General features: G+C 60.5%; 19 protein-coding genes and 1 pseudogene. 9 read left to right on the top strand and 11 right to left on the bottom strand.

Annotated elements, in window-relative coordinates; genetic code table 11:
- Positions 1-195: 195 nt before the first annotated feature.
- A complete protein-coding gene (locus tag AMC88_RS13300; RefSeq protein WP_041683675.1) occupies positions 196-1,668 on the top strand; it encodes a right-handed parallel beta-helix repeat-containing protein in 1,473 nt (490 codons plus the stop codon).
- A gap of 20 nt (positions 1,669-1,688) precedes the next feature.
- Here the strand turns inward: AMC88_RS13300 and AMC88_RS13295 are convergent, their stop codons facing one another.
- The 3 genes from AMC88_RS13295 to AMC88_RS13285 form a co-directional block, all read right to left on the bottom strand.
- On the bottom strand, positions 1,689-1,970 hold the full coding sequence (locus AMC88_RS13295; RefSeq protein WP_010021220.1) for a hypothetical protein: 282 nt from the start codon (positions 1,968-1,970) through the stop codon (positions 1,689-1,691).
- Positions 1,971-2,187: 217 nt separating this feature from the next.
- A complete protein-coding gene (locus tag AMC88_RS13290) occupies positions 2,188-2,964 on the bottom strand; it encodes a dioxygenase family protein (protein WP_012484272.1) in 777 nt (258 codons plus the stop codon).
- A gap of 95 nt (positions 2,965-3,059) precedes the next feature.
- Positions 3,060-4,961 carry a potassium transporter Kup gene (locus AMC88_RS13285; protein ID WP_010024654.1) on the bottom strand — a complete coding sequence of 634 codons (1,902 nt, stop codon included), beginning with the start codon at positions 4,959-4,961 and terminating at the stop codon, positions 3,060-3,062.
- A 215-nt stretch (positions 4,962-5,176) separates the two neighbouring features.
- Between AMC88_RS13285 and AMC88_RS13280 the strand changes: the two genes are divergently transcribed.
- Together AMC88_RS13280 and AMC88_RS13275 are read left to right on the top strand one after the other, a co-directional pair.
- The gene (locus tag AMC88_RS13280) at positions 5,177-6,760 is read left to right on the top strand and encodes a Na+/H+ antiporter (protein WP_064825389.1); all 1,584 of its coding nucleotides are present in this window, start codon (positions 5,177-5,179) and stop codon (positions 6,758-6,760) included.
- A 358-nt stretch (positions 6,761-7,118) separates the two neighbouring features.
- Positions 7,119-7,541 (top strand): TIGR02594 family protein, encoded by a 423-nt coding sequence (locus AMC88_RS13275; protein WP_012484268.1) that lies wholly within the window; start codon positions 7,119-7,121, stop codon positions 7,539-7,541.
- Between the two features lie 68 nt (positions 7,542-7,609).
- Here AMC88_RS13275 and AMC88_RS13270 read toward each other — a convergent pair whose 3' ends face one another.
- The 3 genes from AMC88_RS13270 to AMC88_RS13260 form a co-directional block, all read right to left on the bottom strand.
- The gene (locus tag AMC88_RS13270) at positions 7,610-8,032 is read right to left on the bottom strand and encodes a hypothetical protein (RefSeq protein WP_016733408.1); all 423 of its coding nucleotides are present in this window, start codon (positions 8,030-8,032) and stop codon (positions 7,610-7,612) included.
- A 366-nt stretch (positions 8,033-8,398) separates the two neighbouring features.
- Positions 8,399-9,820, bottom strand: a complete 1,422-nt coding sequence (locus AMC88_RS13265; RefSeq protein WP_064825388.1) for a pyridoxal phosphate-dependent decarboxylase family protein — start codon at positions 9,818-9,820, stop codon at positions 8,399-8,401.
- Between the two features lie 239 nt (positions 9,821-10,059).
- Entirely contained in the window at positions 10,060-10,980 is a 921-nt protein-coding gene (locus tag AMC88_RS13260) for a phytanoyl-CoA dioxygenase family protein (protein ID WP_064822275.1), read from the bottom strand.
- A 96-nt stretch (positions 10,981-11,076) separates the two neighbouring features.
- Here AMC88_RS13260 and AMC88_RS13255 point away from each other — a divergent pair, with 96 nt between their 5' ends.
- The 3 genes from AMC88_RS13255 (at position 11,077) to AMC88_RS13245 (ending at position 14,489) form a co-directional block, all read left to right on the top strand.
- The gene (locus AMC88_RS13255; RefSeq protein WP_064822274.1) at positions 11,077-11,892 is read left to right on the top strand and encodes a helix-turn-helix transcriptional regulator; all 816 of its coding nucleotides are present in this window, start codon (positions 11,077-11,079) and stop codon (positions 11,890-11,892) included.
- Between the two features lie 1,045 nt (positions 11,893-12,937).
- Entirely contained in the window at positions 12,938-13,444 is a 507-nt protein-coding gene (locus AMC88_RS13250; protein ID WP_064822273.1) for a GNAT family N-acetyltransferase, read from the top strand.
- A gap of 97 nt (positions 13,445-13,541) precedes the next feature.
- Positions 13,542-14,489, top strand: a complete 948-nt coding sequence (locus tag AMC88_RS13245) for an ornithine cyclodeaminase family protein (RefSeq protein WP_041683674.1) — start codon at positions 13,542-13,544, stop codon at positions 14,487-14,489.
- Between the two features lie 93 nt (positions 14,490-14,582).
- Here the strand turns inward: AMC88_RS13245 and dapB are convergent, their stop codons facing one another.
- The 4 genes from dapB to AMC88_RS13225 form a co-directional block, all read right to left on the bottom strand.
- A complete protein-coding gene (gene dapB, locus AMC88_RS13240) occupies positions 14,583-15,353 on the bottom strand; it encodes a 4-hydroxy-tetrahydrodipicolinate reductase (RefSeq protein WP_081277731.1) in 771 nt (256 codons plus the stop codon).
- A gap of 13 nt (positions 15,354-15,366) precedes the next feature.
- Entirely contained in the window at positions 15,367-15,720 is a 354-nt protein-coding gene (locus AMC88_RS13235) for a hypothetical protein (RefSeq protein WP_016733402.1), read from the bottom strand.
- Between the two features lie 61 nt (positions 15,721-15,781).
- Positions 15,782-15,997, bottom strand: coding sequence for a hypothetical protein (locus AMC88_RS13230; RefSeq protein WP_004677210.1), 216 nt, complete (start codon positions 15,995-15,997; stop codon positions 15,782-15,784).
- A gap of 214 nt (positions 15,998-16,211) precedes the next feature.
- Positions 16,212-16,796, bottom strand: a complete 585-nt coding sequence (locus AMC88_RS13225) for a nucleotidyltransferase family protein (RefSeq protein ID WP_016733401.1) — start codon at positions 16,794-16,796, stop codon at positions 16,212-16,214.
- A 197-nt stretch (positions 16,797-16,993) separates the two neighbouring features.
- Here AMC88_RS13225 and AMC88_RS13220 point away from each other — a divergent pair, with 197 nt between their 5' ends.
- A complete protein-coding gene (locus tag AMC88_RS13220) occupies positions 16,994-17,467 on the top strand; it encodes a VOC family protein (protein WP_064822271.1) in 474 nt (157 codons plus the stop codon).
- A 55-nt stretch (positions 17,468-17,522) separates the two neighbouring features.
- Here AMC88_RS13220 and AMC88_RS13215 read toward each other — a convergent pair whose 3' ends face one another.
- On the bottom strand, positions 17,523-17,924 hold the full coding sequence (locus tag AMC88_RS13215; RefSeq protein WP_010004584.1) for a GFA family protein: 402 nt from the start codon (positions 17,922-17,924) through the stop codon (positions 17,523-17,525).
- 212 nt (positions 17,925-18,136) lie between these two features.
- On the opposite strand from AMC88_RS13215, the pseudogene AMC88_RS13210 reads away from it, so the two are divergent.
- Together AMC88_RS13210 and AMC88_RS13205 are read left to right on the top strand one after the other, a co-directional pair.
- Positions 18,137-20,024, top strand: a pseudogene (locus AMC88_RS13210) (ABC transporter ATP-binding protein).
- Positions 20,021-20,611 carry a demethoxyubiquinone hydroxylase family protein gene (locus tag AMC88_RS13205; protein WP_064822270.1) on the top strand — a complete coding sequence of 197 codons (591 nt, stop codon included), beginning with the start codon at positions 20,021-20,023 and terminating at the stop codon, positions 20,609-20,611. Before AMC88_RS13210 ends, AMC88_RS13205 begins: the two are co-directional and overlap by 4 nt.
- The last annotated feature ends 90 nt before the right edge of the window (positions 20,612-20,701 follow it).

The raw sequence follows: 20,701 nt of genomic DNA, 5'->3' as shown, positions 1-20,701 counted from the left end.
ATTATTTTCTTAAAAGTTGTATTGTTGAGCATGCAGCCACCGCCAGGCGCTTCTCGGGAGCGGGGCAGGCCCCATGCCTGCCGCCGCCGTAACGGCAATCAACGTCATCCTGGATGGCCTCCGCCCCCGACCGCATCCGATCCACGCGCTTCAGCCGTCTCAGACGGCTGAGCGACAATGCGAGAACAAGGCGAAATGACAATCTATTATGTGAATTCAGCGACGGGTTCGAACACGAACGCCGGAACGAGTGAGGACGCGCCCTTTGCAACCTTTTGGGCGGTTGAAAACCTGAAGCTGCAGCCTGGCGACAGCGTGCTTCTCGCCGCCGGAAGCGTGTTCAACGACCAGCTCGACCTGAAATATTCTGGCACGGTTGACGCCCCGATCACCATCGGCAGTTACGGCATCGGCGACGCCCCCGTCATTCATAGCCCTGGCGACGGGATTCACAGCCTCTATGCTTCCAACATCGTTATCGAGAACATCAAGATTTCAGACACGGGTGGCGCGGCCATCTATGGCGGCTATGTTTCAAACTGGACAGTCAACAATGTTGAGGTTGACCACACCGGCTTGGCGGGAAAGGCCGGTTCCATCACGTTTCGGACCGGTTCGAACATCACGATCGAAAACAGCACGATCAACGACATCAATGGCGATGGCCTCTGGCTCGAGAAGATCAACGGCATCACTCTGCTCAACAATACCGTCACCAACGCCCATGGAACTGCGGCAGATGCCGTTCAGATCAACGACAGCAGCAACATCGTCATCAGTGGCAATTATCTCGACCAAACGGGTGCGGTGACGCCGAAGGGTGTGCTGACGCTGGTCCGGCCGGTGGATGCGGTGATTGAGGGAAATACGATTATCGGCGGCGGCTTCGGGATCAGCGCGCAGGCCGGCACCAATATCGCTATCCATGACAACGATATCTCCGGCTATGGCGGCTACAGCTGGTCTTATGCCATCGGCCTGGGCGACCAGGGCGATACGCGCAACTACGATATTTCCGGCAACTATATCCATGACGGCGCGTGGGGCGTGTCAGTCAGCGCGGCCGGCACGACAACATACGTTCGTGAGGACATCGATATTTACGGCAACCTTTTCGACGACCTGACGCAGGCGGCGCTGAAGGTCGACCGGCCGGCATCCGGATCCTTCCACGACAATTTCATTGCGAGCGATGTCACGCCTTACAGCATCTCCCCCTCGATCATTGCCGCAGGCACGTTTCCGGTCAGCGACAACACGATTATCGAAGGAAGTGCCGCCACGCTGGCAAGCGCCGATAGTCTGGTCACCACGGATGCCAGCCTCAACCTCGTGTCGGACACCGGGCTCACATCCCATGACGGCCCGAAACTTAGTGCCGACAAGACCGCAGCGGATAAGGCCGGCGCTCATCACGACGATCCTGTCGGCGAAAACGGCGTGTCGGATGGAACCTTGCTGCTGCGTCACTTCGGCAAGGCTGCCTTCGAAAAACACGGACCGACCCTTGGCAACGATGATCACAGCTTCACGATCGAAGCTACGGATCTCGCCGGCCCGGAAAACGGCAGCGGAATTTTCCATCATGAAATCGCACCTCAGCCGTTGCATCATTCACAAGCGGACGGGACGATCGCCTCCATCCTTCAAGACGACCTGCTGCACTGAGGGGCGCCGCGGCAGAGCACTCAGCGGTCGCCGAGCAGGATCCGTTGGACGTCGGCTTCGATTTCCGCACAAATGATCTCGTATTCGGCGATGATCGCAGGATCGGCCGATCTATCCTTGCGCATGCGGTCGAGGACGGAGCAGGCTTCGCCATAGGCGCCGCACAACTCGTAGAGAAGGGGCTGGCTTGCTGCGGCGGCTCTGATCGTCTTCCGCGTGGCCGGCAATTTCATCATCAGCCGGGCCAGCCCCTGTTCGGCGGCATGCCTTGCGATCGGGGCGACGCCTTCCTTTCTGATCATGCCATCATCCCTCGCTGCCTGAATCTAAAGCGTGTCGCGATCCTTCAGATTCGCTTGTAACGCTTTAGGTCATTGTTTTTACGCATGTTCTTATCGCCAAACCGCTGCACCCTTTTGCGAGACATCTTTGGTGAGGTTCTGCGGTCGAGAGGTAGTACGCAGAAGTCCTGCGTCTGGTTTCATGGCTGAAGCAGGAAAGGTTCTCGCTCCTACAGGCTCAGGAGGAAAGACCGATCGTAATCGTGGCGGAAAGCACGCCGCCGTCGAGCCTTTCGAAATCGAATATGTGATCGACGGCGTCCTGCGGGATCAGGCCGTCCTCACCGTTGCGCGTATCGCGGGGAGGGCGTTGGAAATAGTCGGGATGGCCGCCATAGACGATATCGCTCAGCGCATCGTCGAAATAAATCTGGCTGACGAGAAGTTCCCTGCCTTCGACAAGAATGCGGCAGTGAACATGCGGCGTGCGGCCCTTGTACCATCCGGGATAGACCGTCAGAAAGCTTGCCTGCCCGGCCGCATCCGTCAGCTGGCGGCCGCGAAAGGCAAGCCCGCTTATCGCCTCGGCATCGTTGAGCGTACACATGTTTGCAGCTTCTCGGCCCGAGTAGATACCGCGGTGATTGGTATGCCAGATTTCGATATCAGCGTTTTCGACCGGTCGGCAATCGGCTGCATGGACAATGCGGACGGCCAGCCGCAAGGGCAACCCAGCCTTCCCTTCGGTGACGTCCTGACGAGCAGGGATGTCGTCGACATGGCAGGGACCAAGGGTCTGGGCAACGGTCGCTACGCAATTTGGGCGCGTCCGGAAGCGCGGCGCGGGCAGCTTTTCCAAAGCAACAGACCGTGTGCCACCGCTGAGGAAATCAGTGCCCTTCCAGTCGAATGTCCTGGCGGCCATGACGATATGCCGCCGCGGCCAGATTGCCACCGCAGCGACGGATGATGCGACAATCGCCGCACCGCCAAACACAATGGTCCGCCTTTTCATATATTCTCCTCGGCCTCAAGGCGTAGCGTGTAAGGAGGATAGGCCGAGGCTTCCAGTTAATTCCAGGCAATGTTCGGCAGCGACAATGTCAGGCTTCAAATGGCAATCTGTTCGCCAAGTTCGACGACGCGATTTGAAGGCAAGTTGAAATAATCGGACGGGTCGATTGCCAAGCCCTCCAGCGCCATGAAGATCCGTTCCTGCCAGCCGGGTAGCCCGGTGTTGGGGGTCCTGACGAGGTTGCGGCGACCGAGATAGAAGGAAGTCTTCATGATCTCGAACTTGAACCCTCCCTCCCGGCAGAGTGCCAAGGCCCTGGTGACATCAGGGTCGTCCATGAAGCCGAAGGTGATGTCCAGGCGCACGAAACGCGGCGAGAGCTGGCTGATTTTGATGCGTCTGTTGTCCGGGACGTAAGGTTCGTCCTCGGTCCAGACGGTCAGGATCACGTTCTGTTGGTGGAGCACATGGTTGTGCTTGAGATTGTGCAGCAGAACATTCGGCGTCCGATCAGGGACGCTGGTCAGAAAGACCGCCGTTCCCGGCACGATGACCGGTGCATGGTCGGACTTTCGCTCGATCGAACGGATGAAGGAATCGAGTGGGATCTCATTGTTGGCGCGCAGTCTCTTCAGGTAGGCCTGCCCGCGGGTCCAGGTCCACATCAAAATCATGATCGCCAAGGCGAGGGCAACCGGAACCCAGCCGCCGTCGTAGATCTTCATCAGGTTGGCCGCCAGGAACATGACTTCGATGGTGAAGAGCGGCAGCAGCAGGGCGGCGGCGAGCACGAGGGAGTAGCCCCAGACGACACGTAGGAACTGAAAGACCAGCATGGTTGAGATGACCATGGTCCCGGTCACAGAGATGCCGTAAGCGGTCGCGAGCGATTCGGAGTCGCCGAAGGAAAGGATCAGCATCAGGACGCCGACCAGCAGCAGAAGATTGACGCTCGGCACGTAGATCTGGCCGGTGTTGGTCTCCGAGGTGAATTTGATGCGCAGTCTTGGCAGGAAGCCGAGATGGACCGCCGAGCGGGCGAGCGAAAACGCGCCTGTTATGACAGCCTGGCTGGCAATGATCGTCGCCATCGTCGCCAGAATGACCACCGGCAGCAAGATCCAGTCGGGATACATCAGAAAGAACGGGTTGGTCGCCGTTTCGGGATGGGCGAGAACCAGCGCGCCCTGGCCGAGATAGTTCAGGAGCAATGCCGGAAAGACGAGCACGAACCATGCCGTCTGGATTGGCCGCCGCCCGAAATGTCCAAGATCGGCATAAAGCGCTTCGCAGCCCGTCACCGTCAGAAAGACGGCGCCGAGCACGATCAGACCAACGGTACCGGCATGGGCGAGGAATGAGAGCGCGTTGATCGGATTGAGCGCGGCCAGGATCCTCCAATCGTCGCCGATATGAATGAGGCCGCCGGCTGCCATGGCCAGAAACCACAAAACTGTTATCGGCCCGAAAAAGATTGAGACGGCGGCCGTCCCCCTCGACTGAACGGCAAAGAGAACGATCATAATCGCGGCTGAGGCAAGCGGGACGTAGTCGGCAAAAGTCGGCGTAACCAGCTTCAAGCCCTCGAGCGCCGACATCACCGACAGGGCAGGCGTGATCATCGCATCGCCGATGAAAAGGGCCGCCCCGATCAGGCCGGCGAAGAACAGTACCGGAACGTTTCGCCCCATCTTCTTCATCAGGAGGGCGAGAAGCGAGAGGGTTCCGCCTTCGCCGTCATTGTCGGCCCTGAGAAGGAACAGCACATATTTGAAGGTCACGATGACGGTGAGCGTCCAGACCATCAGCGAAATCAGACCGATCACCTCCGGCTCGTGTATGCCATCGGCGGCAAAGGGCCTCAGCGCCTCGCGGAAGGCATAGAGCGGGCTGGTGCCGATATCGCCATAGACGACGCCGATTGCGCCGACGACCAATCCGACAAAGCCGCTCCGGCTGCCGGCGTCACCGGTCTTGTCTGCATGTGTTGAAGTCATAGTCCCCCGCTTATGCCGCTTGCTTACATGCAGAAACATATGCCGCATTGGAGAACGGCAAGTAAATTGACGCTGATCCAAACTTTTCGTGACGGCCAGGCGCCAGACGCGGGCCTACATGATGGCCCGGAACACGGCCCGAATGAAACGATTTCGATCCGGGATATTTTGTTGTAGGCATTCGAAATCAGTTTCCGAGCCGGGGGGCGAGGCAGATGGAACCAACCCAATTGTTCGAGCTTGTCATCGCGATGTTCCTTGCGATCATCGCGCTGCACTACGCCGCCCACAGGCTCGGACTGCCGCCCTCCGTCGCGCTGCTGGCAGGTGGCTCTTTGCTCGCCTTCGTGCCGGGGCTGCCGGCGATCATCGTCGATCCCGGGCTGGTGCTCGTCATTTTCCTGCCGCCGCTGTTGATGGATGGCGCCTGGGCCATCGCGCTGGCGCGCTTGCGGCGCCATATGATCGGCATCGCTTCGCTCGCCGTCGGTGCGGTGTTGTTCACGTGCGCCGTCGTGGCGGTGACGACCCATCTCCTCTTTCCATCACTTCCCTGGGCTGCCTGTGCAGCGCTCGGCGCCATCGTTTCGCCCCCGGATGCGGTGTCAGCACGCGCCGTGCTGGAGCGTGTCAGGCTGCCGAGGCGAATTCAGATCCTGCTCGAGGGCGAGAGCTTGCTTAATGATGCGAGCGGTCTGGTTCTCTTCCGTTTCGCCGTTGCCGCCGCCGCGACCGGAACATTCGGCGCGGTGGAGGCGGTTGGCAATTTCTTCGTGCTGGCGCTCGGCGGCGCCGTTGTCGGCTTGGTGGTGGGCGCGACATGGGTCAAGCTAGTCCGGCGTCTCGACGACGAATATCTCATCATCGCCGCCACGGTGCTGCTTGCCTGGATATCCTATCTGCTCGGCGAACTGCTGCATGTTTCCGGCGTCATCGCCACCGTGACAACAGGACTGATCGCCTCCTGGCACCAACATACCGTCTTTTCAGCGGCCATGCGCATGCGCGGCACGTCATTCTGGACCGTGATGATCTTCCTGATGGAAGCCGCGGTCTTCACATTGATCGGGCTGTCGCTTCGCGACGTAGTCGAGCGCGGCGGCGGCTTCGCCACTGTGATTGCGACCATGGGCCTGCCGATGCTGGCGATCCTCGTGACGCTGGTGATTGCGCGTTTTGCCTGGGTCTTTGGTTCCGATCTCGTCATCAGGCTCTGTGCTGCCTTCGGCTTGAAACACGCACATCCGATCGGCGCCGGCGGCGCTGCGGTGCTGGGTTGGGCGGGTGTACGCGGCGTGGTGACGCTCGCTCTGGCTCTCAGCCTGCCGGAGACATTCCCGGGCCGCGACTTCATTCTCGTCACATCGTTCGCTGTCATTCTGGGGACGGTGCTCGTCCAGGGCACGACACTGGGGCGGGTGATCGCCTGGGCCGGGTTGGTGGAGCCGCAGTCCGAAAGCGCGCGCCTGACAATGAGCCAGGCTGAAGCCGCCATGGCCCAGGCGCAGCTTGGGACCGTGCAAAGCCTCGCCTATGACCCAGACGGCAAACTCATCCATCCTCAATTGCTGGAGCGATATCAGCGCCGAGCGACAGCGATCGTCGACTATGCCGCGCGGACGGAACACTACGTGCCGATGCTCCATGCGCATTTCGACGTCGTTCTCGAGGCGGTCGCTACCGGCCGCCGGGAACTTATCCGTCTTCATCGTGCCGGCGAGATCGATGACGAGACATTGCACGAACTGGAGCGCGATCTCGATCTTGAGGAGCTGAGTGCGATCTCCTCCAAGGCCTGATCTTGCAAGTCCCACGACGTATTACCGTCTGTGCCGAAAGTATTACCCGTGTCGTTGGAAATATAAGTCCTGCGGGCGATGACGGTGTTATGCGACGTCGTCCAATGTGGCTTGTCGACGATGGCCCCTCCTGCGGTAGGATTCTGGTTTCGTCTGCGATAGGCCGAACCTTCCGAGATGACCTTTTTCAAGACAGTATTGCATTTTGAATGCCGCGGCGATTGTCTGCGCAATTTAGAAAAATTCGCCGCCAGATTGTTTCTAATTGCCGCCATGATTCAAATATACGTTCCCGGCCGCGATTTTTTCTTCGCCACATTTCGGATGTTCCAAATTGTCCAAACAATGGTGAGAAACAATGAAAATTATTCTCGTCATGGCCCTCGCGCTTTTCGCCATTCCCTGTAAGGCCGATATGTTGGGTGCGGCTTCCAAATACGACCGCATGCACGAACGCTCCATCTCTTTTCTCGACATCAATCCTCGCAGAACGTCCTGGTGCGGCGCCTTCCTCGCCTTCATCGCCAAACGATCCTCGCGGCAGCCGCCGGCAAACCCAAATATGGCGGTGTCCTGGAAAAACTTCGGTCAGCCCGTCTTCTTCCGCTTCGCCAGGCGGGGAGATGTGGTGGTGATCCGAAGCGGCAGACGGTTCCACGTCAGCCTGTTCGATCATTTCGATCAGCGGCGTCAGTACGTCTATCTGTTCGGCGGCAACCAATCCAACCGGGTTCAGCTCTCGCGTTACCGCGCGAGCTCGGTCGTCGCCGTGCGACGATGAAGCCGGACCTCCTCTCTCTTAAGAACGTCCTTCCAGACCTCCTTGGCGGGGTGTCGTTGGACGTCCGCTCAAGGCGCTTGTATTGCGCCTGATTTCAATATTTCTCGTATGCTTTCTGCCTGATCGCTCGTGCTTTCGAAAATGAACTCGGGTGCGCATGGAGCCTGCAGGACGGTCAGGTAAGCCGGCTCTGGAGTTGGCAGGATCGTGGCGGTAGGACCGCGCATCGGCGGCTGTGGCGAGTCCGCATTACGCAGTGCGATCAGGAATGGCCCCGGCGGCATATTCCTGGGCTCGCCAAATGTGGAATTGTCCCAGGTCACCGTCAGCCTATCAGACGCCGTGCCGCGCAAAACCTCCTCAACCACAATGTCGAAACGCGCGTAATCGCTGAGAAAGGTGGACTGTGTTTCAAGAATCTCACGGAATTTGCCGCTGGTGCGGGCAAGCAGTTCCTGACGCCGCCGCCGCGCTTCCGGGTCGAGAACCATCGTGTAATTCCCCACGCGACCGACAACCACGACGTCGGCATGGGAGACATCATTCAATTCCAGCCGTTCGAGCCAGGGACAAGCTCTGGCCGGGCCGGCTCCCGCCAAAACTCCGAAACTCAACAACGCGACAGTTAAGACACCCCGCACTCTTCCACCCCCAGCAATTTTGCTGGAGCTAACGCGGCGATTGCGGCGAATGTGAAGCCGACTTCTCAGCGTTGCAAAATTTCTTGTTCTATGGAGATACCCAGGCCGATTTCGTCCTTCGAGGCGATTCTGCGGATCGCATCTCCGGATGATGTGCGAGGGAGGGCGTCGCTTGGCTCGTTGCAAGCTATGGGGGCATGGCCCAACGAGCAGTCCTTATCCTGAGCCGTGACCGGCAGAATCGCTCACGCTCTTGTAAGCGGCAATGATGCTCTCGGCCGCCAGCCGCGCCTGATCCGATGTCGTCTGGAAATTGGTGACGGAGAGGCGCAGGACGTCGCGGCGGCGCCATTTGGCGCCACCGGCGAAGAGGATGCCGTCCGACTGGATCTTTTCGATCGCCTTTCGTGTCAGCGCATCGCCTTCGTCGTCCGGGCAATCGACTCCGAAACGGACGACGAGCTGGTTCAGCGCCACCTCGTTCAGAATGGCGATGCCGGGTTCGCGTGCGAGCCGGTCGGCCATCAGGCGGGCAGAGGCGCAACATTGGTCGATGAGCGCCTCGACGCCGTTGCGGCCGAAATGTTTCAGCATCGCCCAGGTGGCGAAACCGCGTGCCCGGCGCGAAAGCTCCGGCACGTAATGGGAGGGATCACGCTCGCCTTCGCCGGCGAGCGGCAGGTAGCTTGCGGCGATCGTCATGGCGCGGCGGTGGGCGAGTTCATCGCGGACGATCGCATAGCCACAGTCATACGGCGTCTGCAGCCATTTGTGGCCGTCTGTCGCCCAGCTGTCGGCTCCCTCGATGCCGCGGCTGAGATGGCTGACCTTCGCCGATGCCTGCGCCCACAGGCCGAAGGCGCCGTCGACATGCACCCAGGCGCCTTTCGCCTTCAGCGGCGGGATGAGCCTGTCAAAATCGTCGAAAGCGCCGGTATTGATCTGACCGGCCTGAAGGATGGCGATCAAGGGACCGGTGATCGCGTCAAGCGCTCCGGGAAGCGCCGCCGGGTCGATCCGCCCCATCGCGTCGGCGGGCAGGCGCAGCACACGGTCGTGGCCGAGACCGAGGAACTGAAGCGCGGAGAAGACGGTCGTATGGGCGTCGTGGCCGATCAGCACGGTGATCTCAGGCGCGCCGAACAGGCCGTCGGCATCGGCATTCCAGCCGACCATTCGCAGCACCTCGCCGCGGGCGGCGGCAAGGCAGGTGAAATTAGCGACCGTGGCGCCGGTTACGAAGCCGACCGAGCTTTCGGCCGGCAGCTTCAGCAGATCGAGAAGCCATCGCGCCGCTATGGTTTCAACGGCTGCCGCAGCCGGAGCGGCGACATGGTTTCCGGCATTCTGGCCCCAGGCGCTGGTGAGGAAATCGGCTGCAACGCCGACCGGATGGGAGCCGCCGATGACCCAGCCGAAAAAGCGTGGACCGGTGGTTGCATGCAGGCCCGGTTCGGCGCCGTCGGAGAGCTGCCGGATGACATCGAGCATATCGGAGCCCGCCGCCGAAAGCGGTTCGTCGAAGACGGCAAGGGAGGCGGCGTAATCGCTGCTTGGCATATGGCGGGCAAAGGCCGTTTCCCTAAACCCGGCCGCAAGCCGGGCGCCCTCCTGAAACAGAGTTGCAATTGCCGACATCGGATCCCCCGCGCCAACGGCTGCCGGCCCCGGACAGGACCTCCTCACAGCAGGCTGTTGACGCAGGCAGTCTAGTCGATATTGCCGACGCTGTCTTGCCGCTCCTCTGAACAGGTGGCCGCGACGGGGGCATGGCTTCGTGAGGCATTCAGCCGGAAATCATGAAACGGATGGCGCCTGGATCCTCAGGCGATCGGATAGGCACAGGGGTCTTTTCGCTTCCTGCGCGGCCATCGGCGCTACAGCATATCCCGGAGGCTCCAGTGATTGTTCCAGCGGGCGTCGATTTCGTCATCGACGTTCTGGAAGCGGATGTCGGTGGAGAGACGCAGACGTCCGGCGCGGTCCTGGTTGGTCGTGGCTGCGTGGATCATGTAGGGCGAGTGCAGGACCACGTCACCGGCTTCATAGTCGGCGGCGAGCCAGCGGGCATTGAAACGGTCGGCCATATCGGGGAGATCCTTCGAGACCCAGCCGCCTTCGGCCATATGGCTGTTATAGGCGCTGATCCGCTCCTCTGGCGAGAGATCGCCGCTGCGGCGCCGGAATTCGGCCTCCATCCCCCGCCCGATGGCATGCGAGCCTTCGAGATAGACAAGGCCGCCCATTTCGGCGGGGACATCGCCGATCGGAAGCCAGGCAGTCACCAGCCGGCTGGTGCCGCCGCGGAGATAGACGAGATCGTAATGGGCAGGGGTGGCCGTTGCCGTGCCCGGCTTGGTATAGCGCATCAGCTTGCGCTTATGGAGATAGGAAATGCCCTGGAGAAAGGCGTCCATGAAGCGCACGAGCGGCGGCTGGGCGCAGAAGCCTTCATAAGCCGCCGACCGGACGATCGACATCAGGCGCCGGTCGGCCAGGCTCCAGTCGACGTCTTCGGCGGCGGCGATGCCGAGAGCAAAATCATGGCCCGGCTCCAGCAGGCCGGTTTCGGCAAGGCGTGAAAAGACCCAGCGGCGAAAATCGATCACTTCGGAGCGCGGCAAAAGGCCTTTCAGCCAGACATAGCCGTCCTCCTCATAGCGGTGGCGGATGGCGTCGATGCCGATGGCCGAGTCGGTCGGCTGAAGCGGACCAAGCCTTTCCGCCGGGATCGTCCGGCCATGGGCGGCAAGGGAAAGGTCGGCCTTTGGCGCCTCGACATTTGCAGCAATTGACATTTCGTCCGTCCGTCGCTTGGTCTATTGTCGCTCAAAATGACTGATAAAAAGGCCGGAAGACATGGAGGAAAGTCAAAGCTGGACTTTTCGCTCAGAATGAAAGCGGCTGAGGCCATCTATCGATCGCCGCTGGACGCAGCTGGCGGGCTTGCTGTAACCGGGAGCGGCAGACAACATGCGCGCCACGTCGTGAAGAGGAGGAAGCTCCCAAGTTTTGCGGTCGTGCTGGTGGAGCGCGGGCGAGGCTTTCTCGAAACCGCCGGCGTGCGCCGGCACATCGAGGGACCGGCGCTCTTCTGGCTGTTTCCCAATCGCCTCCATTCCTATGGGCCGGATGAGGGCGGCTGGGACGAGCGATGGGCGCTGTTCGGCGGCTCGTTCACGCGGGATTTCATACGCCTGCGCCTGATCGGCGAGCGGCACCCTGTCGTGGCGCTACGCCATGTCGAGGAGGTGGCGCGGCTCTTTGCATCTCTGCACGCTGACCTCATCAACGACACCCCTCTAGGCCAAGCCTCAGCGGCATCGGCGCTGCATCACATCGTGATCTCGGCCGCAAGGGAGGTTAGCGCTGCGGCAAGCGAACGCCAGGTTGATGCCGGCCACATCGTCGAGACCTTGCGGGGGCGGGCGCTACAGCCGCTCGACCTTGCTGCTTTCGCTGTCGAGCACGGAATGTCGCCGGCCACACTGCGGCGCAGATTCGTGAGTGAAACAGGTTTACCGCCTAAGGCATTTCAGCTCCGTGTCCGCATGGATCAAGCCAAGCAATTGCTGGCCACCAGCGATGAAAAGATTGAATCCATCGCCGCCAGGATCGGCATCGACGATCCATTTTATTTCTCGCGCCTCTTTCGCGAGCGTGAAAGCTGCAGCCCAAGCCAATTTCGAGCGCGGTACCGGAGAATGTGAGGTGCGCGGCCAATAGTCCTTATGTGAGGATCCTTCATCTTCGCCGCGATACGCACGATGAAATCGATCATTGCGTGAAGTAATTATCAATATTGTTAGCGTTTTCCTGCCGGAACTTCTAATCATTCCGGGTAACTTTAAAATTCATTGCCTTTTTGTAAGTATCGATCAAAGATGTGAAAATATCATTCGCAGTTCTGCAATGTCGTTCTGCCAACAGCGAGGGATATACGCTGAAATATTTTGTTCTCTACGCGCTCGTGTGCTCGACGGTTGGGGTAGTCCTTCTCGTCGTTATCCATCAGATCACACCGTTCGATACGGACGGGCCGAGCCATTCTATCGCCGACCGAATGATTGATGACACTGCGACCGGGACGGTAGGCAGTGCGCCAATCCGGCCAGATGACCTCGTTGTAAGGTCAACTCCTGCGCCTGCGCCCTATGAACCACCCGTCCGGAAATCTGATCAATGGGACCTTCGGCCAACGAATTCGCCGGCGGGGGACCCATTCGATTCAGCGGTCGCACGAAAGGGCGGTCGGGTGGGAACGCCGATGCAGTGACCGGTGGAGCGCCGCGGGCGCGACACCTGATGAGCCTATAAGCATCACCGAAAATAGAGCTGATACTCGCGTGGCCCCTGTTTCGGCGTCCTTTGCGCAACTTCCAAGACGCTGTTCCACACTGCGCAGGAACACGATCCCCCTTGGCCATATTTATGGCAACCTAAACGACGATTGCCAGGCAAAAGGCAGCATCCACACAACGCCGTCAGGCCCTCGGCAGGACCGATGAAAATCACGGCGACGCCACCAGGCAGAATCGCAGCCATCGCCGGCACAAGACTGGTAACGCTCCTCATGCTTGTGCACAGCCTACAGAATAACAGTTGGTAATTTCAGGCTGCCCCTACCGTTCGGCGCCAGCGACTTGTGGGCATCACACGGCTGCGATGCCGCGTCGCGTTTGTCGGCACCGGCCTCGGTTGCATTGTGCCGCACTGTCAGTATTGACAGTATCGCGTTGATTGCAGGAGGTTTCGATGGATGCGAACTGCGTGACGATTAGGCTTATCCAGGCAGACGAGGTGGAGTCTTTCCAGCGTGTCCGACTGGAAGCGTTGCGCGCCGAACCGTCGCATTTTGCCAGCCGCTACGAAGACTGGGAGGTTCTTTCCATCGAGGAGTGGCGCAATCGGCTGAGCGACCCGGTTTTTGTCGCTTTTCAGAATGGCGAACCGGTCGGCATTATGGGCCTGCTTCGGCAACGGTCGAGCAAGATGAACCATCGCGCCACCATTATTATGGTCTATGTCCGCGCGGAGCTGCGCGGAACGGGCCTTGCCGTGAAGCTGCTGGGGACAATCTCGGAGCATGCGCGTGGTATCGGCGTCCGGCAGCTGGAGCTGTTCGTCAGCGCGGAGAACCCGGCGGCAATCCGATTCTATCAGCGTGAGGGTTTCTCCGAAATCGGTAGGATCCCCGGCGGGGTGCTGGAGGAGGGCAGGGAGATCGACGACGTGATGATGGCGCGGCGCATCGTCGATTAGACTTCGCATGGATTTTTTTCGCGTAATGGTTTGTCTCACCTCTTGACCTCAACCGCGGTTGGGGTCGCAGGATGCGGCCATGAGCGGGAGGTGTGCCATGACGAAAATTCTGAGAGACGAGGATCTGGTCGGCGGCGCGTTGATGCCCATCGCCATTGACGCGCTCGAGGCCGCCTTTCTCGCGAGAGCCAGCAATCGCTTGATCTCTCCGCCTCGGCATCATGTGTCGTTTCCCGGTCGAGGCGATCTCGTTTTCACTGTTGGTGGCCTTATCGATGAGACGCCGATCGCCGGTTTTCGCGTCTACGACACATTCAATGGGGCGGAGCATACGCAGATCGTCGCGGTTTGGTCGGCCGATAGCGCCAGGCTCGAGGGTGTCATTCTCGGCGAACGCCTCGGCAGCCTCAGGACCGGCGCCATCGGAGGGCTCGCCGTCCGCCATCTCAGCGCGCCCGATGCCAGGAATGTCGGGATCATCGGCAGTGGGGCGCAGGCGCGAACACAGCTTGCCGCTGCAGCCGCCGTTCGCAACCTAGACCGCGCCCGCGTCTATAGCCGCGACGAGACAAATCGCAAAGTCTTCGCAAAGGAGATGCAGCACGCCCTGGGCCTTGATGTGGAGCCGGTCAACAGCGCCTCGAAAGCCGTTGATGACGCCGACATTGTCATCTGCGCGACCACGAGCCAAACGCCTGTCGTCCAATCCGGGGATTTGAAGCCCGGCGTGCATGTCAACACCGTCGGCCCGAAAACGCTTCAAGGATACGAACTCGGGTTGGATGTCGCCGATGTCGCAGCCGTGATCGCAACGGATTCTCCCGAACAGGCACGGGGCTACGCTTCGCCGTTTTTCCTCACCGGCTCCGGCAACAACGATCGCATCGCCGATCTTGCCGACATCATTGCCGGGAAAGCGCCCGGACGGCGATCGTCCGAGGAGATAACGCTGTTCTGCTCGGTGGGCCTGGCTGGAACGGAGGTCGTCGTCGCCTCGGCGATACTCCGATCACCCGCCCTCGACCTTCGAGGCCCTTCAGGATGATCCTTCGAGGCTCCTTCGGGCACTTCAGGATGATCCTTCGAGGTCCTCAGGATGAGGGCTGATCGCGGTGCGCGCAGCGTCTGTTCGCCTGTCTCACGTCAGGCCCAGGACGTCCCGCATATTGTATTCGCCGGGCGCGCGCCCGACGATCCAGCGGGCAGCGGCAAGCGCGCCGCGGGCGAACATGCCGCGATCGAGAGCCGAATGCGAAAGCGTGAGAACTTCCTCGGCGGCGGCAAACAGCACCTTGTGTTCTCCGACGAGCCCGCCGGCGCGCAGCACGGCGAAGCCGATCTCGCCGGGCGGCCGCACGCCGGTGATGCCGTCGCGCCCGCGCCGCTCGACCGATGCGAGGGAAACGCCGCGTCCTTCGGCGGCTGCTTCACCGAGCATCAGCGCCGTGCCGGACGGCGCGTCGATCTTCTGGTTGTGATGCGCTTCCAGGATTTCGATATCCCAACCATGGGCAGGAAGAGCGCGCGCGGCCTGGGTGACGAGGCCGACCAGCATATTGACGCCGATCGAGAAATTACCGGAGCGCAGGATCGGAATGCTGCGCGCGGCCCTAGCGATCCGCTCGAGCTCCTCCGGCTCGAAACCTGTGGCGCCGATCACCAGAGCCGGTCCGCCCGCCGCGGCGCATAAGCCGGCAAGTTCGGCGGCGGCAGCTCCCGTCGTGAAATCCAGGATCACGTCGGCGGCTGCCATCGCGGCCGAACGATCGATCAACCCGGCGCCGTCGGCGGCCTCGCGGCCGATGCCGCCGACGAAGGCAAAATCCGGATCGGCCGCCAGCAGCGACAAGATGGCTCGACCCATGCGACCGTTCGCGCCGGCGACGGCTACTTTGATTGGTGTGGTCACGTTCGTTCCTAACTCAGGAGAGTGAGCGCGCGGCGGAGGGGTTTTGTCGCGCTGGACGCAAATAAAGCAGGGCCATGGTGTAGACAACGAGTACGATCGGTATTTCCCCTAAGACGGGAATCAGCATGATGCCGTCGCCAAGCCCGGCCTCTTCTCCCGGCGCCATCGTCGGCGTTGCCAAAAGGGCGAGCGTGATTGGCGAGAAAAACACCCATAGAAATGCCGATGCATGCGGTGCCCATCTATGTCGCCTGAGCATTCGCGTGATGACAATCGCCGAAACAGGGATTAGGACGTTCGAAACAAAGACAATCGAAAGCGCGAGGAATTCCGGCAGGATTGTCGGGTAATGTGGATCGTATTCCATCAGGTGTCTCAGAGACTGGTATTTATCGGATGCGCGTTAGCCCCCTGGGCTGCCCCGGCATCTACCAGTTGCCGGGGTCGGCGGTGTGATCGATGCTGGCAAACTCGTCAGCTTTATCCCGGTCCAGCTTGACCTCGGTCGTCACCTTCGTCTCGTCGGTGACCGAGTAGCCGTCAGGAACCGGCCCTTTTGATAATTCCTGGTACAGGAGCAGAGCGGCCTCCTCGGCGGTATCGGCCTCGATCTCGCGGGTAATTGATACGGTGTACTTGTGCATGGCTTCGGCCTCTTGATGGTCGCGCAGGCATGGCAGTCTGACACGAGTTTCGCGTTGAGGACACAAAAACCGCGCCGCGCGGAATTGGATTCATGCGACGGCTTCAGGCCCCATTTCGAAGCCGGTGCGAAGATCCGCAGCGTTCTCGGTCTCAGGCCTGTTGTAGCCTGCGTCGCCCGAACGAGGATCGCCGCCCCCGCAGGTCATCCCAAACTCACCTTGGCTCGTCGATTGCAGCCTCCGACCCGATGCGCAGCCATGGCCAGCGCTGCCGATATTGTTCGCACTTCCGACCGAACAATTCCGGCTGCACGTTCAGAGGGTTCATCCTGAGCCTGCCATGCCACATGTCGTCGAGGTTATCGGGCGCGTAAAGACCGCCATCCGAAACTCTCACCCCTAGCCGGGTACAGGAAATGAGATAATGATCGATGCCGTCTTCGGTGCGTTTGAAGGCCGGGAAGTCTTTGCCGAACTTTGCGCCATACCAAAGATGGACACGAGCCTGGTTCTTTATGTCGACCTTGTCCGCGAGGTTTCCGAGTAGAGCGCCGGCACAGCGAATCACTTCGTTCTCGGCTTCCCACGAGAGATCACGGTCGTCGAAATAAAAAACGTCGTAATCCTTGATGCCGTGCTCTGGATCTTTTCCAGTCTTCAAGTTCCAGATCGTCTGAAAGAGGCAACCGGCCGTCAGCATGCACTGTGGCAGGCCAAGAGCCGGCAATTTTTCCAGGAGCAGGAGGTTCACCGGGTTGAGCCGAATGCCGGCCAGGAATCGTTCGGGAGTGATTGCCACGCGAGTCCTCCAAATCTTGTGAGGGATAAGCGATTCTTGTCGCCTGCCTATCGGCGGCATCCGGCGAGTCGACACGCTGCAACCATGTGGAAGATCGATCGTCATCGGTTGCAAGAAATACTTCGCATGGGCTGGAGAAAGACGGTTCGGCTCTTATTTCACGATGGACCAGGGAACGAAAAGCGAAAGGCCCCGTGATGGCAAAGAATACGATTTGCGTATGGTACGACAAAGAGGCTGAGGCTGCCGCCCGCTTTTATGCCGCGACTTTTCCGGATAGCGCCGTCGGTGCGGTCATTCGTGCGCCGGGAGATTATCCCGAGGGTAAGCAGGGAGACGTGTTGGTTGTTGAATTCACCGTTGCGGGTATTCCTTGTATTGGCCTGAACGGCGGTCCTACTTTCAAACACAACGAGGCTTTCTCATTTCAGATCGCAACCGAGGATCAGCAAGAGACCGACCGCTACTGGAACGCCATTGTCGGCAACGGTGGCCAGGAAAGCGAGTGCGGCTGGTGTAAGGATAAATGGGGCGTGTCCTGGCAGATCACGCCGCGGGTATTGAGCGAGGCGCTTGCCGCAGGTGGTGATCAGGCAAAGCGCGCCTTTGATGCAATGATGACCATGCGGAAGATCGACGTTGCCGCAATCGAGGCCGCCCGGCGCGGCTGAGCCGGCCCGGGCGGACGATCTGTGCCCACCCGCTGCGGCAGGTGCACGGCTGTTTTCAGAACCAGAGATCGCGCACGCAGCGCCCTTGGGAAGGAAGGTCTTCGAACGTCTCAAGCCCATCGAAATGATCGATGGGCAAGTCGGCCACGCGATCCGGTGGCGCAAGCCGAATGTTGACGGCCATGCGGCGACGGCCGTCCTTTTGAAGCCGCAGGCCGCGCCAGCTCAAGACGCAGGCGCAGGAGGGGCAGAACAGAATTTCGAGAGATGGATTCTCTCTGTCGGCGCGGGTGTAGGAAGCGGTCTGCCCGGTGAGAGCGATACGCTCTCCCTCATAGTCATAGGCCCACAGAACGCCATAGCGTCGGCAAAGGGTGCAGTTGCACGCGGTAATCGAGCCGGGATCGCCCTCGAGCGTCCAACTCGCCTTGCCGCAATGACATGAGCCCGTCAGCATGCGCGCGTTCAATCCCTGCGCCTCTTCACGCACGGCATCCTGCCTCAATCCGATAGCGCCCGCAATTGGACATGCGACGCCGCTTCCCGAGCCTGAGCCGCCGCGGTGACGATCATTTTAAAATTTCTAATTGAGGTTGATGTCGGAAGATGATCCGATGCGACCTGGCGTAGTTGAGTCCACGTCTCTTTCCCATTTGATCGGGTGGCCAAATGTCGATCTCAGATGCGATCTATCGTCCTTTCGAAACCTGGATCCGGCCGCTCGACATTGCCTATCGGCCGCTGCCGTCCAAGGGGCCCGTGGCCGTCCTTCTGCACTTCATTTCGATGTTTCGCGGCGTGCTGATCGCACTTGCGCTTTGCTCGATGGTATTCGAGGTGATCAACCTGACGATCGTCTGGGGGCTGTCGGTCATCGTCGATGGCGTGACGCAACAGGGTGCTGCCGCCTTCCTGGAGAAGGAATGGCGGCTGCTTGCTGTCCTCGGCTTTCTGATCTTTCCCGTGATGCCGATCGTTTCGTTCACACTCAACACGCTGAGCTCGCATACATTGGGCATCGCCATGCCGGCTGCCATTCAGTGGCAGGGCCACAAGGCGGTGGAGCGGCAGGATCTTGTTTTCTTCCATGATCTTTATGCTGGCCAGGTTTCCTCGCGGCTGCAGCAGGTCTCTTCCGCCGTCCAGCAGCAGATCCTTGCCGGCTTCCAGACCATTCCGCGTTTCCCGATGCAACTGTTCGGCTCGGTTATCCTGCTCAGCGCTCTGGCCTGGCAGCTTGCCCTGCCGGTCGTCGTCTGGATCGCGCTCAACGTTGCATTCACCGCCAGGATCGTGCCTGTTTTCGTCGAACGCTCGCGCCGCACCGCCAAGCAGCGCAGCATGGTGGCCGGCGCCATCACCGATCTCTATACCAACATGCAGATGATCAAGCAGTTTGCGGCCGAGGACAGTGAGGCAGGCGCAATCCGCCGCATCATTCAGAAAGCCGTGCAAACGCAGCACAGCGAGCAGCGTATCTATCGCTCGTCGGAAGTGACCGTCGTGGTTCTCAACACGCTGCTGTGGCTGGCCATGCTGTCGATCGGATTTTCCGGCCTCGTTAAAGGCTTCCTCACAGTCGGCGAGTTCGTCGGCGCGGTCTACATCCTCCACCGCCTGTCGTCGCAGATCTTCGTCTTCCTGCAGATGGGCCAACAGATCTTCCAGGCCATCGGGTACGATCAAGGACGCGATGCCCGTCATGACGACGCCGCCGACGATCCGTGACCGGCCGGATGCGGGCGAACTCGCCGTGCACCAGGGCGAGATCCGGTTTGAGAATGTCCGCTTCGCCTATAAGTCGGGCAAACCAGTCATCGACGCGCTGTCGCTGACGGTGCAGCCCGGCGAGAAGGTGGGGCTCGTCGGTCTCTCCGGGGCCGGTAAGACCACGCTCACAAACCTGCTCCTGCGTTTCTACGACATCAAGGAGGGCGCGATCATGATCGATGGACAGGATATCCGCGCGGTCATTCAAGCAAGCGTTCGCCGTGCCATCGGCGTCATCGCCCAGGATGTCGCGCTGCTGCACCGGTCGGTCGGCGACAATATCCGCTACGGCCGGCCGGGGGCGTCGCAGGAAGAGATCGAAAGGGTGTCGAAGATGGCGAGTGCCGATGCCTTCATCGCCGATCTTGCCGACAGCGAGGGCCGCAAGGGCTATGACGCCTTCGTCGGCGACCGCGGCATCAAACTGTCAGGCGGCCAGCGGCAGCGCGTCGCCATCGCCCGCGTGCTGCTGAAGGACGCGCCGATCCTGGTGCTTGACGAAGCGACCTCCGCCCTCGACAGCGAATCGGAAGCGGCGATCCAGGAAAGACTCAACCTCGTGATGGAAGGCAAGACAGTGATCGCCATCGCTCACCGCCTCTCGACCATTGCCAGGATGGACCGCATCGTCGTGCTCGATCACGGGCGGATCGTGGAAGAGGGCAGGCCGGACGAACTGGTCGAACGGGATGGCCTGTTTGCCCGCCTGTGGAAACGCCAGACCGGCGGTTTCATTCCTGAAGACATCGACGATCCATTGCCGGGCTCGGGGGCGGCTGTGTTATGAGTCATACGCCAATCCGGTCGGGCATGTGCGACGTCGATGTCACCATCCGTTGCATTCTCAAAGTCAATCATGCCGGCGAATTCGGCGCCGTCAGGATCTACGGCGCCCAACTTCTGGTGGCCCGGCGACTGTTTCCCGACATGGTGCCGGCGCTCGAAGAAATGCGCGAAGACGAGATCGACCATTGCCGCCTGTTCCGCGAGGCAATGCCCGCAAGAGGCGCCAAGCCTTGCCGAGTGATGGCGTTCTGGAGCCTCGGCGGTTACCTGCTCGGCTTAATGACATCGCTTGGCGGGCGCAACATGATCTGGATTTGTACCGAGGCCGTCGAAGTCCATCGCCATCTCGAAGACCAACTGGCCTTCCTCGCCAAGCGCGATCCCGAGCTCCATGCCATCATCGCATCGATACAGGAACAGGAACTGGCGCATCTGAGGAAAGCCGAGGACAGCCAGAAGAGGCGGGGCCTGAGCCACGCCTTGCTCCTGCCTCTCATCAGCGCTCTGACCGATCTGATGATCTGGCTCTCCACCTGGGGTGACTCGAGCTGGATGCGCGCCGAAATGGCGGGTGCGGGAAAGGATTAGACCCGGATTGGAAATCTTAGAGGAAGGTGTGGCGTTCTCGACATCCGGCCTGGAGCATGATGCCGAAAACTGTGAGCGGTTTTCGGACGA

Origin of the sequence: Rhizobium phaseoli, from assembly GCF_001664385.1 — a bacterium.
In the GTDB taxonomy this organism is placed as follows: domain Bacteria; phylum Pseudomonadota; class Alphaproteobacteria; order Rhizobiales; family Rhizobiaceae; genus Rhizobium; species Rhizobium phaseoli.
This window is presented reverse-complemented; position numbering and strand designations above follow the sequence as displayed.

Bases quoted from the DNA above. Each gene is read 5' to 3' on its own strand.
- AMC88_RS13250 (WP_064822273.1), top strand. From the start codon at position 12,938: ATGGATGCGAACTGCGTGACGATTAGGCTTATCCAGGCAGACGAGGTG.
- AMC88_RS13295 (WP_010021220.1), bottom strand. From the start codon at position 1,970: ATGATCAGAAAGGAAGGCGTCGCCCCGATCGCAAGGCATGCCGCCGAA.
- AMC88_RS13270 (WP_016733408.1), bottom strand. From the start codon at position 8,032: ATGGTTCTCGACCCGGAAGCGCGGCGGCGGCGTCAGGAACTGCTTGCC.
- AMC88_RS13300 (WP_041683675.1), top strand. From the start codon at position 196: ATGACAATCTATTATGTGAATTCAGCGACGGGTTCGAACACGAACGCC.
- AMC88_RS13235 (WP_016733402.1), bottom strand. From the start codon at position 15,720: ATGGAATACGATCCACATTACCCGACAATCCTGCCGGAATTCCTCGCG.
- AMC88_RS13285 (WP_010024654.1), bottom strand. From the start codon at position 4,961: ATGACTTCAACACATGCAGACAAGACCGGTGACGCCGGCAGCCGGAGC.
- AMC88_RS13220 (WP_064822271.1), top strand. From the start codon at position 16,994: ATGGCAAAGAATACGATTTGCGTATGGTACGACAAAGAGGCTGAGGCT.
- AMC88_RS13290 (WP_012484272.1), bottom strand. From the start codon at position 2,964: ATGAAAAGGCGGACCATTGTGTTTGGCGGTGCGGCGATTGTCGCATCA.
- AMC88_RS13215 (WP_010004584.1), bottom strand. From the start codon at position 17,924: ATGCTGACGGGCTCATGTCATTGCGGCAAGGCGAGTTGGACGCTCGAG.
- AMC88_RS13275 (WP_012484268.1), top strand. From the start codon at position 7,119: ATGAAAATTATTCTCGTCATGGCCCTCGCGCTTTTCGCCATTCCCTGT.
- AMC88_RS13245 (WP_041683674.1), top strand. From the start codon at position 13,542: ATGACGAAAATTCTGAGAGACGAGGATCTGGTCGGCGGCGCGTTGATG.
- AMC88_RS13230 (WP_004677210.1), bottom strand. From the start codon at position 15,997: ATGCACAAGTACACCGTATCAATTACCCGCGAGATCGAGGCCGATACC.
- AMC88_RS13205 (WP_064822270.1), top strand. From the start codon at position 20,021: ATGAGTCATACGCCAATCCGGTCGGGCATGTGCGACGTCGATGTCACC.
- AMC88_RS13260 (WP_064822275.1), bottom strand. From the start codon at position 10,980: ATGTCAATTGCTGCAAATGTCGAGGCGCCAAAGGCCGACCTTTCCCTT.
- AMC88_RS13265 (WP_064825388.1), bottom strand. From the start codon at position 9,820: ATGTCGGCAATTGCAACTCTGTTTCAGGAGGGCGCCCGGCTTGCGGCC.
- AMC88_RS13280 (WP_064825389.1), top strand. From the start codon at position 5,177: ATGGAACCAACCCAATTGTTCGAGCTTGTCATCGCGATGTTCCTTGCG.
- AMC88_RS13255 (WP_064822274.1), top strand. From the start codon at position 11,077: ATGAAAGCGGCTGAGGCCATCTATCGATCGCCGCTGGACGCAGCTGGC.